Genomic DNA, 17,896 nt, shown 5'->3' with positions numbered 1-17,896 from the left:
CCCTCGTCGCGGTCGAGCAGGGTCGCCCTCGCGGATGAGGAGACCCGAGCACTTCCCGGTTTAGAGTAGCGCCATGACCACCAGCGCCCCCGTCCCGCGACAGGCGGCGCTCGTCTACAACCCGATCAAGGTCGACGGAAAGCACCTTCGAGCCCGTGTCCGCGACCTCTCGCGCGAGGCGGGATGGGAGCATCCGGCCTTCTACCCGACGACCGTGGAGGATGCGGGTCAGCATGCCACGGCGCAGGCTCTCGAGCGCGGTGTGGATGTCGTGCTGGTCGCGGGCGGCGACGGCACGGTGCGCGCGGTGTCGGAAGCGATCGCGAACAGCGGTGTGCCGCTGGCGATCCTGCCCAGCGGCACCGGGAACCTGCTCGCCCGCAATCTCGGACTCCCCCTGGGCGACCCGACGGAGATGATCCGCGCAGCGCTCGGTGACTTCCGGCATCCGATCGACATCGGCTGGGCCCGCCTCACGCGACAAGACGGCGAGGAAGCCCGGCACGCCTTCGTGGTGCTGGCCGGCATGGGGCTCGATGCCGACATGATCGCGAACACCCGCTCCGATCTGAAGAGATCAGTGGGGTGGATCGCGTACGTCGATGGCGCCGCCCGTTCCCTGCCGCGCGCGAAGCCCTTCCGCGCCGTCTACCAGGTCGATGAGGGGCGCCTGCACTCGCACCGCGCTTACAGCCTGCTCTTCGCGAACTGCGGCACCCTTCCGGCCGGCATCTCCCTGATCCCCGACGCGTCGATCACGGATGCCGCCCTCGACGTCGCCGTCATCCAGCCGACCGGCATCTTCGGCTGGTTCGGGGTGTGGCGGAAGATCTGGTGGGACAACTCCGTGCTGCATCGCTTCCGCGCGGGACGCCGCGTGCTCGAGCATCGCGGCAAGAACGCCTCGGTGCACTACTTCCACGGATCAGCAGCAGAAGCCGCGTCAACCGACCCCGTCCCTATCGAGCTCGACGGCGACGAGTTCGGCGAGGCCGTGCGCATCACCTGCTGGGCAGATCCCGGAGCTCTGCTGCTGGCACTGCCCTCCGGTCACCCGGTGCATACCCTCTGAGAGCCGAAGGGCGCCTCGGGATCAGCGGACCTCGACCGTGCCGTCGAGAGCTCCGCCGACGAGGGTCAGGGTGAAGGGAGCATCGTCGTCGACCGTGTCCTCACCGAAGGAGAGGATGGTCGCACGCGGCGCCATGTCCATCGTGCAGGCCTGGTCGGCGTCGGTCGCGAACGTCGCCGTCCCCGCGTTCCCCGATCCCTCGAGCGAATCGACGACCGGCGGGCAGGACGAAGAGCCCCAGGTGAGCAGGACGAGACCGCCGTCGTCGAACCAGCCGGCGGAGGGCAGGTACTCGGTCGAGGTGCCCGGCGTCCCCGTCGCGGCCGGGTCGGCGTCGAGGTCCACATCGTCGGTGATGTCTCCGTAGGAGACGTTGAGGGTGATGTCGGCGGTCGGATCCACTCCCTCGGGAAGCGCACCGATGCTCGCGCGCGGCGCGAGGTCGGCCGTGCAGGCCTTCTCGGCGCCATCGCCGTCCGGATCCACGAGCGTGACCGTAACGGTTTGACCCTGGGCCTCGACCGTGTCGACCTGCGGCACACACGTCGACGAGCCCCAGGTGACGACGGCGAACATGCGTCCGTCATCGAGCAGTGTGCCCTCGACATCGTTCTGGTCGTCGACGCCGCCTGCGCTGGGGGCAGGCGAGCTTGTCGGCGTCTGCGCACCCGGCCCAGCGGTGCACCCGGCGACGAGGAGCGCAGCGGCGACGAGACCGATGACGGAGGCGAGAGGACGAAGTGCGAGGGTCATGCTCACAGGGTAGTCCCGGAGAAGTTCGCGCGGATAGCCCGCATCGCCTACTGAAGAGCGGAGGTGAGCCGGGCCAGGTTGTCGAGCACGGTCGAGCGCAGCGGCTGCTGCATCCACTCCTCCAGGGTCAGCTCGCGGCTGAGGGAGCGGTACTTGTCTTCGACCTCGCGCATCTCGGCGACGAACTCCTCGCCGCGCACCAGCATCGAGACCTCGAGGTTCAAGCCGAAGGAGCGCATGTCCATGTTGCTGGAGCCGATGACCGCGACCTCGTCGTCGATCGTCAGCGTCTTGGTGTGCAGGATGTAGGGCTTGCGGTACATCCAGATGCGAACGCCCGCCTTGAGCAGCACCTCGTAGTAGCTGCGCTGGGCGTGATAGACCATCGCCTGGTCGCCCTCTTCCGAGACGAACAGCTCGACGTGCACACCGCGGTCGACGGCTGCCGTGACCGCGAGCAGCAGCGCCTCGTCGGGGACGAAGTAGGGGCTGACGATCATGATCTTCTTCTTCGCCGCATAGAGCAGCGCGAGGAAGAGACGGAGGTTGTTCTCGACTTCGAACCCCGGTCCTGACGGCACCACCTGGCAGTCGAGGTCGCCGGAGCCGATGTTCGCGTGGGCGATGTCGATGCCCTCGAGCACCGTGTCGGTCTCGCTGTACCAGTCGGCGACGAAGATCGCGTTCACGCTCAGCACCACCGGGCCGTCGAGACGCACCATCAGGTCGACCCAGTGCAGACCGCGCCTGACGTTCTTCTTCAGGTTGTAGGTCGAGTCGGTGACGTTCTGCGATCCGAGGAAGGCGATGTTGCCGTCGACGACGAGGAGCTTGCGGTGATTGCGCAGATCGGGACGCTGCATCTTGCCCTTGAGCGGCTGCACCGGAAGCATCAGGTGCCAGTCCGCGCCCATCGCATTGAGCCGCGCGATGGTCTGCTTGTAGCGGGGCTTGCCGCGGTTGGCCCAGTGGTCGAGCAGCACGCGCACCTCGACGCCGCGCGCGCGGACCTCTTCGAGAGCACGGAAGAAGTTGTCGGTCGCGGCATCCGACTGCAGGATGTAGAACTCGACGTGCACATACTCCTGCGCCGTGCGGATCGCCTCGGCCATCTCGTCGAGCGACTCCTGGTAGTCGGAGATGAGATGAGCGCCGTTGTCGCCCGAGAGCGGGAGGGCGCCGAGCTTCTGGTTCATCTGCACGATCGGCCCGAACCACGCGGGGGCGTTCGGTCGGAGCGTGCCGAAATGCAGGTGCTCACTGGTCTCGGCGATGTACTCGTTGATCTGGTCCTGCTTGCGCCGGCGTGCCCGCGGGAGACGCGGATTGCCGATCACGAGGAACAGGAAGACACCGACGAACGGGATGAAGAAGACCGCCAGCAGCCACGCCATCGCCGCCGTCGGGCGGCGGTTGCGAGGGATGACGATGATCGCCGTGACACGGATGATGACATCGAGCACCAGCAGGAAGGCGGCGATCCACCATCCCCAGGTCTCCGCAGTCATCGCGCCCCCTTGCCACCGCAGTGACCATCACAGCAGTTGCGCACCGGAGTGGGTGCGCTGGCTTCACAGTAGCCGATGGGTCGGACTCAGGCGCGCGGCGGAAGACCCCGCGCGGCGCGCTCCTCGGCCTCGATCTGCGCGTGCACCTTGCGCTCGGTGCGGTCGAAGCGGAGGATGCCGCGGACCACGAAGAAGAACACGATGCTCACCCCGACGGTCGGCAGAAGCGACCATGCCGCGGCGAGCCAGAAGTTGTCCATCACTCCATGGTACGCGAGCCACTGTTCGTGCACAGTTCCGGGCTCACAGGATCTGTGTCCACAGGCCCCCTTTCGGCACCCACCGGTGCGCACGCTCGACCACACTCTGGGGATGACCACAGTTCTCCGCGCCGCAGATTCCGCCGCCTTCCTCGGCATCGTCCCCACTCTCGCGGGCTTCACGCCTCGTCGGAGCACCGTGCTCCTCCCCTTCCGGGGCACCCGCACTGACGGGGCCATGCGTCTCGACCTCCCCCGCGACGGCACCGACCTCGAGGCCTACGCCGACGCCGCGGTCGGCCTCGTGGCTCGCGTATCCGGGACGGATGCGGTCGCCGTCGTCGTCTACACCGACGAGGAGGCGCACCCCACACGAGACGGCCTCGTCCTCCCGCATGCGGTGATGCTCGACGAGCTCTTGGGATGCGCCGAGGATGCGGGGCTCCGCGTGGTCGACGCCCTCTGCGTGACCCCTTCCGGGTGGTCGAGCTACATCGACGACGAGCCGGAGCTCGGATCGCTGACGCAGATCTGCCGTCCGTCCGATCTGCTGCCGACGGGCGATGTCTCCGGAGACCAGAGCGTCGGCGCGGAACTCCCCCCGATCGATCTCGCGGAGAAGGAGCGTGTGGGAAGAGCATCGGTCGAGCTCGCCGCGCTCCTCGACGGGAAAGGACGAGGTCGGCTGACGGCGCGGGAGAATCCGCAGCTCGTCGCCGCGCTCGTCCTGCTCGAAGACGTTCCGGCCTTCTTCGAGTCCGTGCTGGCGGCGCCCGACGGTCTCCCGCCTCTCGCCACGGCCACGCTGCTGTGGTGCTTGGAACGACCTCTGCTGCGCGACGTCGCAATCGCTCAATGGGCGACCGACCTCGCGGGCGGCATCCGCACGCTCGATGCACAGACTGCTTTCGCCGCGTCCGGGGTGATGGTCCCCGACGAGGTGGGCCAGGTGTTCCTCGGACGCGGTCCCACCCCTGACACCGACCGCCTGCGATGCGCGCTGTCTGCGATGCGCGCTGCGTCCGCGAGGGCACCGCGACCCGCGCGACCTGCCCCGCTCACCGTCGCCGCGTGGCTGTCCTGGGCCCTGGGGCGCGCGAGCCACGCGGGCCGATACCTCGATATGGTGCGCGAGATCGACCCCCGCTACCCCCTCGCCGCCCTCCTCGAGACGATGATCGGCGGTGCGATGCTCCCGGAGTGGGCGTTCCGGTCTCGCTCGGCGGAGTGAAGGCGGGGCGGGGTGAAGGCGGCGCGGATCGGGCTACTTGACCAGGGGGAAGAGAATGGTCTCGCGAATGCCCAGGCCGGTGATGGCCATCAGCAGGCGATCGATTCCCATGCCCATTCCTCCGGACGGCGGCATACCGTGCTCGAGAGCGCGCAGGAACTCCTCGTCGACCGGCATCGCCTCGACATCACCGCGGGCTGCGAGCTTGGCCTGCTCGACGAAGCGCTCGCGCTGGATCACGGGGTCCACGAGCTCGGAGTACCCGGTCGCCAGTTCGAAACCGCGGATGTACAGGTCCCACTTCTCCACGACGCCCGCGATCGAGCGGTGTTCACGGACCAGGGGCGACGTGTCGACGGGGAAGTCCATCACGAACGTCGGGCGAACGAGATCGCCCTTCACGAAGTGCTCCCACAGCTCCTCGACGAGCTTGCCATGGGTGGCTTGCGGCGGCAGATCGACGTCGTTCTCCTGAGCGAACGCGATCAGGTCTTCGACCGCGTCCTGAGGGGTGACGGTGCGACCCGAGGCGGCGGAGAGCGACTCGTACATCGAGATGCGGTCCCACTCGCCACCCAGCTCGTACTCGGTGCCGTCGGCCCAGGTCACGGTCGTGGACCCGGCGACCGCGATCGCCGCGTTCTGCACGAGCTCCTGCGTGAGCGCGGCCATCTGGTTGTAGTCGCCGTATGCCTGGTAGGCCTCCAGCATCGCGAACTCGGGGCTGTGCGTGGAGTCGGCGCCCTCGTTGCGGAAGTTGCGGTTGATCTCGTAGACGCGCTCGATGCCGCCGACCACCGCGCGCTTCAGGTAGAGCTCCGGCGCGATGCGCAGGTAGAGCTCGGTGTCGAACGCGTTCGAGTGGGTGATGAACGGGCGAGCGGAGGCCCCGCCGTGCTGCACCTGCAGCATGGGGGTCTCCACCTCGAGGTAGTCGTGGCTCGTGAAGGTCGAACGCAGGCTCGCGTTGACGGCGGCCCGGGCGCGCACCGTGTTGCGCGCCTGCTCCCGCACGATCAGGTCGAGGTAGCGGCTGCGCACACGCCCTTCCTCGCTGAGCTCGGAGTAGGCGTTGGGCAGCGGCAGGATCGCCTTGGCCGCGATCGTCCAGTCGTCGGCCATGATCGACAGCTCGCCGCGGCGGCTGGAGATGACCTCGCCGTGCACGAACACGTGGTCACCCAGGTCGACGTACTCCTTCCAGTTCGCCAGCGATTCCTCGCCGACGTTCGCAAGGGAGATCATCGCCTGGATGCGCGATCCGTCACCCGCCTGCAGTGTGGCGAAGCAGAGCTTGCCGGTGTTGCGGCTGAACACCACCCGACCCGCGACCCCGACGATGACGCCGGTCTCGGCGCCCGCCTCGAGCTCGCCGTACTCGGCGCGCAGCGCGGGAATCGTGTGCGTCACGGGCACGCCGACCGGGAACGCCCCGCCGCCCGCGTCCGCCCGCTTCTCGATCAGGCGCTCGCGCTTGGCGAGACGCACGGCCTTCTGTTCGTGGACGTCCTCTTCGAGGGAAGAGTCGGTCGAGGCCGATTCGGGCGCGGCGGACGCGTCAGTCATGTGCGGGGCTCCTTGGAAGTCCCTCCCAGTTTACCGAGGCGGCGTGCCGCTCCTCGGCACGCGCTGGGTAGCCTCGAAGAATGGCCCACACCCGCATCCTCCGCGCGTTCGCCGCCCTCGCGCTCTCGATGGCGGCGGTCCTCGCCCCGGCAGCAGCTCTGGCAGCGCCCGGCGGGTCCGCATCGTCGGTCGCCGCCGCGCCGCATCCGGCCGCTGCGGCAGATGTCGACGACTTCTCCTACAGCTCGTGGGATGCCGTCTACGAGATCGGTCTCGACGACGAGGGCCGTGCTCGCATGCGGGTGACCGAGACCCTGGTCGCCGACTTCCCGGACTTCGACCAGAACCACGGCATCGTCCGCGGACTCGTGACGTCGTACGAGGGGGCGAGCACCGAGACCTCGGTCCTGTCGGTGACCGATGAGAACGGCGCAGACGTGCCGTACGAGACCGACGAGGAAGACGGCCTCCTCTACGTGCTCACGGGCAACGACGATGACTTCGTGCGAGGGCTCACTACCTACGTGATCGAGTACGAGATGCGCGATGTGATCCTCGCGACCGCTCCATCGGCGGGGTCATCCGCTCCCCCGGCCGACGAGTTCTACTGGGATCTGCTCCCCCTCGACAGCACGCAGCCCATCGACCGCTTCCGCGCCGAAGTCGTGTTCGACCCGGCATTGAGCGCGGAGCTCAACGGAGCCACGCGGTGCTACACCGGGCCCTCCGGCTCGAAGGACGAGTGCGAGTTGGAAGGCCCGACCACCGACGGCGGTGTCGCGACATTCCGCGTCGAGTCGGGCGCGCGCCCGGCCGGCGACGGCGTGACCGTCGCCATCGGCCTCGACCCCGATGCCGTCGCCCAACCCCTCGCCCGCACTCCGGACCCGGTCGCCGACATCACTCCGATAGTGGCGGCGGTGGGCGCTCTCGGGCTCTCCGTCGGCAGCTGGGCGGCCGTGTCGGCGTTCACGCGCAGACGGCGCGTCGCCACGGGGATCGTGGTCGCCCAGTACGACGTGCCGGATGCGCTGCCGCCGCTGCTCGCCGCCGCTGTGGTTCCCGGCGCCAAGGACGTGATCCCGGCCGAGATCGTGCACCTCGCCGTGCGCGGCGTGCTGCGCATCGAGGAGGGAGGCGAAGACGAAGACCCGCGGCTGCGCCGTCTGCCCGGAGCGCGCATCCCCGACCAGTTGGACGTCGACGCCCTCGAAGCGCTGTTCGCCGATGCGGGCACCGACGATGTGGTCGATCTCCCCGCCGCCGACGAAGGCTTCGCCGCTCGCATGACCGCGCTCCAGCACAGCGGAACGACCGCGGCCCGGAACCGCGGACTCACCGAGAAGGTGCGCAGCCGAGGTGCGATGATCCTGCAGTGGTGCGCGATCGGCATCGCGGTCTTCGGCTTGGGGTTCGGGATCTGGAGCGCGGCCAGCGGACGACTGTCGGCGATTCCCGCCCTCGTCGTGATCGCATTCGGTACGTTCCTCGTGCTCCTCTCCAGCCTCTACGCCTTCTCGAAGCACACCGTGCTCACCGCCGAGGGCGCCCGCACATACGAATATCTGCAGGGGGTGAAGGAGTTCATCCGCGTCGCGGACGCCGACCGCCTGCGCATGCTGCAGTCGTACAGCGGGGCTGAGCGAAGAGCCGACGGCACCGCCGACGTCATCCACGTGTACGAGAGGCTCCTCCCCTACGCCATCCTGTTCGGCATGGAGGACGAATGGGGCGATGTGCTCGAGAAGGCCTATACGACGGCCCAGCGCGGAGCATCCTGGATCGGCGATCCCGCATCGTTCGCGCTTCGGGCGCAGCTCGCCACGTTCGTGGCCTCGTCCCACTCGGCCGCGACGTATTCGGCCGCCTCTTCGGGCACGTCGTCGAGCGCCGGCGGATCGTTCGGCGGCGGCTTCTCCGGAGGTGGCGGCGGCGGAGGGTTCTCCGGCGGACGCTGAGCCCGCCCTCCGCGACCGGACGTGCGACGCGGGTCGAGAGGAGGAGCTCTCAGATCAGCGGCGGCGCGTCGGAGGCTTCGCGCAGCGCCCGCTCGACGGTCGACTGCACCAGTGCCGAGAGATAGCCGCCCGGATTCTCGACGCCGATCTCCCGCAGCCGTGTGGTCGACTGTCCGATGATCGAGCGTGAGAACTCGGTCGCCGTCGCGATGGCATCCGCATATGCCGGGCGATCGGTCTCGGCGATCACGACGGGCTCGCACCCCATCTCCACCGCGAGTGCCTGAGCGATCGGCAGCACGGCGGCTGGAGCCGTCACCGCGGCGAACCCGGCCTGGAGCTGTCGAAGGTCGATCGAGGTCCCGGTGAAGGTAATCGCAGGATGCACGGCGAGGGGGATCGCTCCGCGCTCGGCCGCTGGGCGGAGCACCTCGATGCCGTACGCAGGATCGGTGTGGAGCACGAGCTGACCGACCTGCCAGCCTCCCACCTCGGCGATGCCCGCCACCAACGAGGGCAGCTGCTCGGAGGGGACGGCGATGACCACGAGTTCTGCTCGACGGACCACCTCCAGGGCCTCGAGCACCGGCACATCAGGGAGCACGGCGGAGGCGCGTTCGTCGTCGGATCCACTGGTGATCCCGATCACGGCATGCCCCGCGCCTCCGAGCGCCGCACCGACGACCGGCCCGACGCGCCCTGCGCCGATGATGCCGACGCCGAGGCGACCGTCACGCGTCATCGTCGCTCCTCCTCCGCCGCCGCAGCGGGGGTGCGGGAGGAGTGTCCGACGCAGCCGGGGGTGCGACCGGAGGTGCCGGCGGAGGCGTTACCTCCGGCGCGGCCGGGGGCGCCGCAGGAGCACTCGCGGGAGGTGCAGGCGGCGGAGTCACCGGAGGCATGACCGGGGGCGCAGGAGGAGCTACCGGGGGCGCAGGAGGCGTGATGGGAGCACCCGCGGACGGCCCCCCGACCGGCGGAGCAGGCGGAAGAACCGGCGGAGCAGGCGGAAGAACCGGCGGCACAGGCGGAGCCGTCTGCACGGGGACGGGGAAGACCGGCGGCGGGCCGGTGTAGGCGGGCGGGGCCGCAGGAGCGGCCACCGTTGCCGCATCGGTGTGCGCGCTCCACCGGTGAGTGGTGTCGCGCGAGGCCGCCTCGGCGGCAGCGAGGCTGACCTCGTCGATCAGCGCCAGCGCGTCCGCCCGCTCGAACCCCGAGAGGTATCCGGTGATGGGACCGGGCACGGTGTGCACCTGCGCGCCGGAGACCCGCTGTGCCCGATCGATCGGTCCCTGGCTGAGGGAGACGCCCTGCAGGCGTGCCAGCGGGAACACCGCGAGCTTGCGCCACACGTTTCCGCGGCGCAGCAGCAGACCGAAGTCGGCGACCAGGTAGCCATGACGCTTCCAGGAGAACGGACGCCGCCACCGCGCGCGCCGCGCCATCGTGCGATAGGTGTCGCCGTCTGCGGGGCCGACGATGCCCTGTTCCCAGAGGAACGGGATGCTCTCCGTCGGCACGTCGGGCAGCACCAGAGCGAGCACTCGCTCGACGTCGGCGCGCTTGCCGACCGGCAGCACCACGTTGAACTGCTGCCCACTTCCGGACGACTGCTGAGCGGCGCTCTTGCCGCTCATCCGGTTGATCTTGATCGTCCACCAGCCGAACGGGCGCCACAGCAGCGACTGCGAGACCTCCACCGCGAAGATGCGTCCGGGCGGAAGGGTCTCGGTCACGGTCGTGAGAAGACCGTAGGTGATCCGCACACCGTCCGGGGTCGGCGCGATCGAGTAGCGGAGGGACTTCGAGATCTGCGCCCAGGTGATACCGACCACGGCGATGACCATGGGCACGCCCATGCCGAGGCCCATCCCGAGGATAACGATGCCGCCGTCGGTGACGCCGTCGGCCAGCATGCCGATCAGCGCACTGCCCATCGCGACCGCGAAGATCGCTCCGAAGAACACGAACCAGAGCAGGCCCGAGATCAGTTGCGATCCCACGAGCCGGCCGGTCGGGATCTTGACGACGCTCTCCGGGACCACGTCGGCGAGATCGACACCGGAGATGAGATCGTTCACCCCCGCGTTCATCGATCCGACCAGCTGCGCCCGAGCGGACGCCGGTGCGGCCGCTGCCGCGCCCGGGTTCCGTGCGGCATCGCGCGCCGCGCGTGCCCCGGAAGCCAGGCGCAGGATGTCGGCGCGCACGGCCTCGGCCCGCGGCGTCGCAAGGTACTCGAGCTCGACGTTCGCGTCGTTGCCGGCGCCGACGACCTCGAGCTTGGCGAGTCCGATGATGCGAGCGGGGAACGGACGGGTCAGGTTCACGCCCTGCACGCGGTCGAGAGGCGCGCGGCGGTGCGAACGGAAGATGATGCCCTTGCGGACCTCGACATGGTCTCCGGTGATCCGGAACTGCTGGAAGCGCCAGACGAACCAGAAGATCAGCACCAGCACGACCACGAGCCCCAGCACGCCGAGCAGCGCGACGAGGATCAGGTTGTTCGAGAGCACCCAGTCGACGGGGTCGGCGCCGCCGTAGTCGCCGTAGTGCGCCTCTTCGGGCGTGAACAGCGCCACGGCCCAGGCGATGAGCCGGTCCCGCATGTTCGCGATGACGATACCCGCGATGATGATCAGCGCCAGCCCGCCCTTGAAGAGCGGGGTGAGCGGGTGCATCCGGTGCCACTCGCCGTTCGCGAGCGTCTCGGAGGCCTCCCCGCCGACGGGTGCCTGAGCGCTCGGCGCGAGAGGGGGCTGCTGCTCGCTCACAGGCCTGTCCGGCGAGTCTCGGCGACGTGGATGAGCGTGTCGCGCAGCGCCTCGGCCGCCTCTTGGGTGAGGCCCGGGATCTGCACACCGGTCGTGGCTGCGGCCGTGACCATCTTGAGCTGGGCGATGCCGAACGCGCGATCGAGCGGCCCCTGCGTGATGTCGACCAACTGCATGCGGCCGTAAGGCACGGCGATCATGCGCTGCCAGAGGATCCCCTTGCGAAAGACGATGTCGTCGGCGCGGAGCATGTAGCCGATCGCCTTCGCCTGCCGCGGGAGGATGATGAGCGCGAACACGGTGATGAGCAGCATGATCCCGGCGGGGATCCACACCCACTGCTGTTGCAGCACGATGTTCAGCACGACGGCGGCGACGACGACGAGCACGATGAAGATCACGTTCTGCAGGATCTGCGAGACGACGTAGCGCGGCGAGATCTGGTGCCACGTGCCGTCGAGCTCGAGGCGGGCCTCGTTGCGTGCCGTGCGCAGCTGCGTGTACGTCCCCCGGTCGAGGGCGTCGAGGTCAGTGCCCTCCGCCGAGTTCAGGGGCGCGGTCTCTGGGTTCTGAGTCATCAGGATCCTTCGGCAGGGTGCAGAACTGTTCGGCGACGAGCGCGGCGATCACGAGGACGATCGCACTTCCGATCAGGGCCAGTATGGCCACAGTCGACCCTACCTGCGGAACCACGGGACGCGACACGAGGAAGACGAGCAACCCGCCTCCGAATCCCGCCATGATGGCGCCGAGTAGGCTCGACGCCCGGGCGAGCGTCGCCGCCCTGAGCGCACGGAACGGATCGATGCGGATGCCCGAGCGCACGCTCCGGCGCACCGGCCAGGCGACGCCGAGGGATGCGGCGGCGATCAACAGCAGGAGCACCGGGAGCAGCAGCGACGGAGTGAAGGTGATGCGGCCCGACGCGGTCAGCAGGTGATCGAGCAGGAAGCCGCCGGCACCGGAGAGCAGCGCGAGGACGACGAGCACGCCTGCAGAGGTGCGTCTCATCCCTCGCCCCGGGCGCGCAGCTCGGCTGCGAGGTCGGCGACTCTGCCCCGACCGGGCAGCACCGCGTCCTGGTCGAGGTCCAACCAGGGATCGAGCACGAAGAGCCGCTCAGCGGCCCGAGGGTGCGGCAGCTGCAGACGCGGTTCGTCGGAGAGCACATCGTCATACGCGATGAGGTCGAGATCGAGGGTGCGGTCGCCCCAGCGCTCACGGCGCTCCCGGCCGTTCTCGTCCTCGATGGCGTGCAGCATCCCGAGAAGGATCTCCGGAGCGAGCCGCGTGGTGACCAGCGCCACGGCGTTGACGTATCCGGGCGCTTCGGGGTCGGGGCCGTCGAGACGGAGGGCCACGGTCTCGAACAGCCGGGAGAGGCGCACCTCACTCACCAGCGGCAGCCGGGCGATCCTCTCGGCGGCCGCCCTGATCGTGCGATGACGATCCCCGAGGTTCGCGCCGAGCGCGACGACCGCGGTGGTCTCCGGGCGTCCGGGGCGAGGCCCCGGCATGTCGGGCGGGTTCGCGAGGTTGCGGCTCATGCGGTCGTGTCCTCCATCGCGTCGGTCGTGCGGCGGCGGGTGATGGTGACCGCCACATCGGCGAAGTTCAGCGGGATCGGCGCGTGCGGCTTGTGCACGGTCACGACGACCTCCTGCACCCGCCGGTCCTCGAGACCCACGGCGGCGATGCGCTCGGCGAGCGTCTCGATCAGATTCACCGGTTCACCGGCCACCACGGCGGCGACCTTCTCGGCCAGCTCTCCGTAGTGCACCGTGTCCGTCACCTCGTCCGAGTCTGCGGCCTTCGCGAGCGACAGCCGCAGACGCAGATCGATCGTGAAGTCCTGTCCGTCCCGGCGCTCGTGGTCGAAGACGCCGTGACGACCGAACACGGTCAGACCGGTGAGGACGATCTCGTCGAGGGACTGCATGCCTCTAGCGTACGGGGCCGCCCCCGATATGCCTCAGCCTTCCCAGGCGTGCGCGATCGCGAGCGCATCACGCGTGGATGCCACGTCGTGCACACGCACGGCCCAGACTCCTGCCCTGACCGCGAGAGCGCTGGTGACGGCGGTCGCGAGATCGCGCCGAGACTCCGACACCTCTTCGTCGGGGCCGGTCTCGTGACGCAGCACCTCGGCGAGGAAACGCTTGCGCGAGGTGCCGATGAGCACGCGAGGCCCCAGTGCGACGATCTCGTCGAGTCCCCGCAGCACATCCCAGTTCTGCCCACCCGCCTTCGCGAACCCGATGCCGGGGTCGACGATGAGGCGCGACGGGGCGATTCCGGAGGCCGCGGCCTCGCCGATGCGCTCCTGCAGTTCGCCGGCGACCTCACGCGCGACCCGCTGGTACTCGGCTTTCGCGTACATGTCGGCCGAGAAGCCACGCCAGTGCCCGATCGCGAAGTCGGCCCCGGACTCCGCGACGGCCGCACGCATGTCGGGGTCGGCGAGCCCTCCGGAGACGTCGTTCACGATCCTGGCGCCAGCCCGCACGGCCGCGGCCGCGGTCGAGGCGCTGAGCGTGTCGACGCTGACGGGCACTCCTGCGGCGGCGAGCTGCTCGATCACGGGGATGACGCGCTGCTGCTCGATCGTGTCGCCGACGCGGTCGGCACCGGGTCTGGTCGACTCTCCGCCGACGTCGAGCACTGCTGCGCCCTCGGCCCGCAGCCGCAGTGCATGGGCGACCGCGCGATCGACGTCGAGATAGCGCCCGCCGTCGCTGAAGGAGTCGGGTGTGACGTTGACGATGCCCCAGATGCCGGTCATCAGCGCGCCGTCGCCCCGAGGGGGACGGACGCGCCGATCAGCGTGATCAGCTCCGCCCTGGCGACGGCGTCCGTGTACTCGCCGCGCGCCGCGATCGTGAGGGTCGATGCCTCGGTCTGCCGGCCGCCGCGCATCGTCACGCACCCGTGGGAGGCATCGAGCACGACAAGCACGCCCCGTGTGTCGAGGTGCTCCGCGATGGTGTCGGCGATCTGCTCGCCGAGGCGCTCCTGCACCTGGGGGCGAGCCGCGAGAATCTCGACGACGCGCACGAGCGCTCCGAGTCCCACGACCTGCTCCCCGGGGAGGTAGGCGATGTGCGCATGCCCGGCGAACGGCAGTAGGTGATGCTCGCAGACGGAACGGAAGCGGATGTCGCGCAGCAGCACAGCACCGGAGGGCAGGGTGTCGGGGGCGGGACCGCGCGAGACGCTGATGGTGCGCGCGAGCGGCTCGGCCGGATCTTCGCCGACGCCTGAGAAGAACTCGGAATACAGCTCTGCCATGCGCGACGGGGTCTGCTTCAGCCCCGGTCGGTCCGGGTCCTCGCCGATCGCCTCGAGCAGCTCTCCCGTGAGCCGTTCGACACGCTGCCTGTCTACTGTCACGTCACGCCGTCGCGGGCCGCGGGTTCCCGGCTCCCGCCGAACCCTGCTGCGTGCGCGGCGCGCTGGCCGGAGCCTCGACGGATGCCGCGAGCGAGACATCTTTCTTCGGCACCTCGATCGGAGGGCGCTCGGACACGGGGCGTCTTTCGCTCGAAAGCCACAGCGGGCGCTCGGGGAGCTTCTTGATCTCGGTGAAGATCTCCGCGATCTGATTGTGGTCGAGGGTCTCCTCCTCGAGCAGCGCGAGGGCGAGCTTGTCGAGGATGTCGCGGTTCGCGCTGATGACCTCGTACGCCTCGTTGTGGGCCTGTTCGATGAGCGCGCGGACCTGGGTGTCGACCCGCTCGGCGATCGTCTCGGAGTACTCACGGCCTCGACCCATGTCGCGGCCGGCGAAGGGCTCGCCGCCTTCCGTCCCCAGCTTGACCGGACCGAGTTCGGCGGTCATGCCGTACTCGATGACCATCTTGCGGGCGATCGAGGTGGCCTTCTCGATGTCGTTCGAGGCCCCGGTGGTCGGATCGTGGAACACGATCTCCTCCGCGACGCGGCCACCCATCGCGTAGGTCAACTGGTCTTGGAGCTCGTTGCGGGTGACGGAGTACTTGTCGTCCAGCGGCAGCACCATCGTGTAGCCGAGGGCCTTGCCGCGGGGCAGGATCGTGATCTTGGTCACGGGGTCGGTGTAGTTCATCGCAGCGGCGGCAAGCGCGTGACCGCCCTCGTGGTACGCCGTGATCAGCTTCTCCTTGTCCCGCATCACGCGGGTGCGGCGCTGCGGGCCGGCGATCACACGGTCGATGGCCTCGTCGAGGGCACGGTTGTCGACCAGTTGCGCGTTCGAGCGCGCGGTGAGCAGAGCGGCTTCGTTGAGCACGTTCGCGAGGTCGGCACCCGTGAATCCGGGGGTCTTGCGGGCGACGACCTCGAGGTCGACACTCTTCGCCAGGGGCTTGCCCTTGCTGTGCACCTCGAGGATCTTCTGACGGCCCTTGAGGTCGGGCGCGTCGACGCCGATCTGACGGTCGAAGCGACCGGGGCGCAGCAGTGCGGGGTCGAGGATGTCCGGGCGGTTGGTCGCCGCGATCACGATGACGTTCGCGTTCGGGTCGAAGCCGTCCATCTCCACCAGCATCTGGTTGAGGGTCTGCTCGCGCTCGTCGTTGCCGCCGCCCATGCCGGCGCCACGGTGACGACCGACGGCGTCGATCTCATCGATGAAGATGATGGCCGGCGCGTTCTCCTTGGCCTGGCCGAAGAGGTCGCGCACGCGCGAGGCACCGACGCCGACGAACATCTCGACGAAGTCGGAACCGGAGATCGAGTAGAAGGGGGCTCCGGCCTCGCCGGCGACGGCGCGGGCGAGGAGCGTCTTGCCGGTTCCGGGAGGACCGTACAGCAGCACGCCCTTCGGGATGCGGGCTCCGATGGCCTGGAACTTCGCGGGGTCCTGGAGGAACTCCTTGATCTCATGGAGCTCTTCGATGGCCTCGTCGGCACCGGCCACGTCGGCGAAGGTGACGGTGGGGGTCTCCTTGTTGACGAGCTTGGCCTTGGACTTGCCGAACTGCATGACCTTGCCGCCACCGCCCTGCATCGACGACAGCAGCCACCAGAACAGCAGACCCAGCAGCACGAGGGGAAGGAGGAGCGAGAGGAAGCCGTCGAACCAGGTCGCGCGCGGGACGGCGTCGTTGAAGCCGTCCTTCGGAGCTGCCTCGTTGATCGCGGTGACCACCTCGTCGGCGCGCGCGTCGACGTAGTAGAACTGCACGTTCTCCGAGCCCTGGAACGGCTTGGAGAGCGTCATGTCCACGCGCTGATCGCCATCGGTGTTCACGACCTCGGTGACCGTGGTGCCGGAGAGGAGCTTGAGCCCCTCCTGCGTCGTGATCTGCTTGGGCGCGCCCAGATTCGAGATCAGCAGGAAACCGCCGAACAGGAGCACGCCGATCAGCGCGACGTAGATCAGCGGATTCCGGGTGAGCTTCTTCACATCCATGATCGGATCAGCGTATCGCGCGCGCCCTAGGGGGCCGCTGTGCGTTCACCCACGGCGTAGCGTGGCGCCGGCGTCAGCTGTAGACGTGCGGCGCGAGCACCGCGACATCGCGCAGGTTGCGGTAACGCTCGTCGTAGTCGAGGCCGTATCCGACGACGAAATCGGTGGGGATGTCGAAGCCCACGTACTTGCAGTCGATGACGACCTTCGCGGCCTCGGGCTTGCGCAGGAGCGCCAGCACCTCGATCGACTCGGCTCCGCGGGATCCGAAGTTCTCCAGCAGCCAGCTGAGGGTCAGGCCGGAGTCGATGATGTCCTCGACGATCAGGACGTGCTTGCCGTTGAGGTCGGTGTCGAGGTCCTTGCGGATCTGCACCACGCCGCTCGACTTGGTGCTCGCTCCGTAGCTCGAGACCGCCATCCAGTCCATCGGTGCGTGGAACGGCAGCGCCCGCGCGAAGTCGGCCATGACCATGACGGCGCCTTTGAGCACCCCGACGAGGACGAGGTCCTTACCCTCGTAATCCTCGGCGACCTGCGCCGCGAGCTGGTCGAGCTTGGCGAGGATCTCCTCCTCTGTGACGAGGATCTGTGCAAGGTCGTCCTGGATCTCCGCGGCGCGCATGGATCGATTTTAGGCGACGCGATCGGATGCTCGGTCCCAGGTTCGTCGATCGGGGAGGCATCTCCCCCTCGCGCGGCATCCGCACTACTGTGAGCGGTGATGTGGGCGGACGCCCCGACGGAAGGATTCACCATGGCTCTTGACGACATCCTCACGCAGGTGCCGATCGACGACATCGCCGAGAAGCTGGGCGTCTCGCGCGACGAGGCCAAGGTCGCGGTCGAGCAGGGCGGCGCGGTGCTGCTGGGCGGGCTCGCCCAGAACGCGCAGACGGATGAGGGCTCCGCCGCCATCCGGAACGCGCTCAAGAAGCACGAGGGCAGCTCCGGTGCCTCGAAGGTCGACGACATCGATCAGGCGGACGGCGGCAAGATCGTCGCGCACATCCTCGGATCGAAGGAGAAGGAGGTCACGAAGGAGCTCACGGAGTCGAAGGCGACCCCCGGCATCGACTTCGGCAAGCTCCTTCCGATCCTGGCCCCCATCGTGATGGGCCTCATCGCCAATGCGAACAAGGACAAGACGGCGAAGGCCGATGCCGGAGCCGAGAGCTCCGGTGGCATCGGCGACCTCATCGGCGGCCTGCTCGGCGGCAACGACAAGGGCGGCGCGTCGGGTGGCATCGGCGACGTGATCGGCGGGCTTCTCGGTGGCGGCAACAGCGGTGGCTCCGGCGGCGGCATCGACCTCGGTGGGATCCTCGGCGGCCTCCTCGGCGGAAAGAAGTAAGACCTCAACCCACCCATCCGGCCGT

General features: G+C 68.9%; 18 protein-coding genes. 4 read left to right on the top strand and 14 right to left on the bottom strand.

Going from position 1 to position 17,896, the window contains the following annotated elements; genetic code table 11:
• Positions 1-73 precede the first annotated feature (73 nt).
• A complete protein-coding gene (locus F6W70_RS12550; protein WP_017831496.1) occupies positions 74-1,072 on the top strand; it encodes a diacylglycerol/lipid kinase family protein in 999 nt (332 codons plus the stop codon).
• A 21-nt stretch (positions 1,073-1,093) separates the two neighbouring features.
• On the opposite strand, the gene F6W70_RS12545 is transcribed toward F6W70_RS12550, so the two are convergent.
• The 3 genes from F6W70_RS12545 to F6W70_RS17830 form a co-directional block, all read right to left on the bottom strand.
• Complete coding sequence (locus F6W70_RS12545; RefSeq protein WP_055869776.1) at positions 1,094-1,825, bottom strand: hypothetical protein; 732 nt, start codon at positions 1,823-1,825, stop codon at positions 1,094-1,096.
• Between the two features lie 47 nt (positions 1,826-1,872).
• Positions 1,873-3,333, bottom strand: coding sequence for a cardiolipin synthase (gene cls, locus F6W70_RS12540; RefSeq protein WP_151486897.1), 1,461 nt, complete (start codon positions 3,331-3,333; stop codon positions 1,873-1,875).
• A gap of 86 nt (positions 3,334-3,419) precedes the next feature.
• A complete protein-coding gene (locus F6W70_RS17830; protein WP_017831493.1) occupies positions 3,420-3,593 on the bottom strand; it encodes a hypothetical protein in 174 nt (57 codons plus the stop codon).
• Positions 3,594-3,705: 112 nt separating this feature from the next.
• On the opposite strand from F6W70_RS17830, the gene F6W70_RS12535 reads away from it, so the two are divergent.
• Positions 3,706-4,824: a DUF4192 family protein gene (locus F6W70_RS12535; RefSeq protein ID WP_151486896.1), complete on the top strand. Its 1,119-nt coding sequence runs from the start codon at positions 3,706-3,708 to the stop codon at positions 4,822-4,824.
• Between the two features lie 33 nt (positions 4,825-4,857).
• Here the strand turns inward: F6W70_RS12535 and lysS are convergent, their stop codons facing one another.
• The gene (lysS, locus tag F6W70_RS12530; RefSeq protein ID WP_151486895.1) at positions 4,858-6,390 is read right to left on the bottom strand and encodes a lysine--tRNA ligase; all 1,533 of its coding nucleotides are present in this window, start codon (positions 6,388-6,390) and stop codon (positions 4,858-4,860) included.
• 80 nt (positions 6,391-6,470) lie between these two features.
• On the opposite strand from lysS, the gene F6W70_RS12525 reads away from it, so the two are divergent.
• On the top strand, positions 6,471-8,348 hold the full coding sequence (locus tag F6W70_RS12525) for a DUF2207 domain-containing protein (protein ID WP_151486894.1): 1,878 nt from the start codon (positions 6,471-6,473) through the stop codon (positions 8,346-8,348).
• Positions 8,349-8,397: 49 nt separating this feature from the next.
• On the opposite strand, the gene F6W70_RS12520 is transcribed toward F6W70_RS12525, so the two are convergent.
• From F6W70_RS12520 to hpt, 10 genes are all read right to left on the bottom strand, one after another.
• Complete coding sequence (locus F6W70_RS12520; protein ID WP_151486893.1) at positions 8,398-9,090, bottom strand: DUF2520 domain-containing protein; 693 nt, start codon at positions 9,088-9,090, stop codon at positions 8,398-8,400.
• A complete protein-coding gene (locus F6W70_RS12515) occupies positions 9,080-11,125 on the bottom strand; it encodes a PH domain-containing protein (protein ID WP_151486892.1) in 2,046 nt (681 codons plus the stop codon). Before F6W70_RS12515 ends, F6W70_RS12520 begins: the two co-directional genes overlap by 11 nt.
• A complete protein-coding gene (locus F6W70_RS12510; RefSeq protein ID WP_151486891.1) occupies positions 11,122-11,703 on the bottom strand; it encodes a PH domain-containing protein in 582 nt (193 codons plus the stop codon). The genes F6W70_RS12515 and F6W70_RS12510 overlap by 4 nt, the downstream gene beginning before the upstream one ends.
• Positions 11,654-12,136: a DUF3180 domain-containing protein gene (locus F6W70_RS12505; RefSeq protein WP_151486890.1), complete on the bottom strand. Its 483-nt coding sequence runs from the start codon at positions 12,134-12,136 to the stop codon at positions 11,654-11,656. Before F6W70_RS12505 ends, F6W70_RS12510 begins: the two co-directional genes overlap by 50 nt.
• Entirely contained in the window at positions 12,133-12,672 is a 540-nt protein-coding gene (gene folK, locus F6W70_RS12500; protein ID WP_151486889.1) for a 2-amino-4-hydroxy-6-hydroxymethyldihydropteridine diphosphokinase, read from the bottom strand. The genes F6W70_RS12505 and folK overlap by 4 nt, the downstream gene beginning before the upstream one ends.
• Positions 12,669-13,064, bottom strand: a complete 396-nt coding sequence (folB, locus tag F6W70_RS12495; protein WP_055869756.1) for a dihydroneopterin aldolase — start codon at positions 13,062-13,064, stop codon at positions 12,669-12,671. Before folB ends, folK begins: the two co-directional genes overlap by 4 nt.
• Positions 13,065-13,097: 33 nt before the next feature.
• Complete coding sequence (gene folP / locus F6W70_RS12490) at positions 13,098-13,907, bottom strand: dihydropteroate synthase (RefSeq protein WP_151486888.1); 810 nt, start codon at positions 13,905-13,907, stop codon at positions 13,098-13,100.
• Positions 13,907-14,515: a GTP cyclohydrolase I gene (folE, locus tag F6W70_RS12485; RefSeq protein WP_151486887.1), complete on the bottom strand. Its 609-nt coding sequence runs from the start codon at positions 14,513-14,515 to the stop codon at positions 13,907-13,909. Before folE ends, folP begins: the two co-directional genes overlap by 1 nt.
• A 1-nt stretch (position 14,516) precedes the next feature.
• Positions 14,517-16,517, bottom strand: coding sequence for an ATP-dependent zinc metalloprotease FtsH (gene ftsH, locus F6W70_RS12480; RefSeq protein ID WP_055876837.1), 2,001 nt, complete (start codon positions 16,515-16,517; stop codon positions 14,517-14,519).
• A 73-nt stretch (positions 16,518-16,590) separates the two neighbouring features.
• Positions 16,591-17,142, bottom strand: a complete 552-nt coding sequence (gene hpt / locus F6W70_RS12475) for a hypoxanthine phosphoribosyltransferase (RefSeq protein WP_017831480.1) — start codon at positions 17,140-17,142, stop codon at positions 16,591-16,593.
• Between the two features lie 132 nt (positions 17,143-17,274).
• On the opposite strand from hpt, the gene F6W70_RS12470 reads away from it, so the two are divergent.
• A complete protein-coding gene (locus F6W70_RS12470) occupies positions 17,275-17,871 on the top strand; it encodes a DUF937 domain-containing protein (protein WP_151486886.1) in 597 nt (198 codons plus the stop codon).
• The last annotated feature ends 25 nt before the right edge of the window (positions 17,872-17,896 follow it).

Source organism: Microbacterium maritypicum, from assembly GCF_008868125.1.
Classification (GTDB): domain Bacteria; phylum Actinomycetota; class Actinomycetes; order Actinomycetales; family Microbacteriaceae; genus Microbacterium; species Microbacterium maritypicum.
Note: the sequence above shows the minus strand (reverse complement) of the source record. Positions and strands in the feature narration are given on the sequence as shown.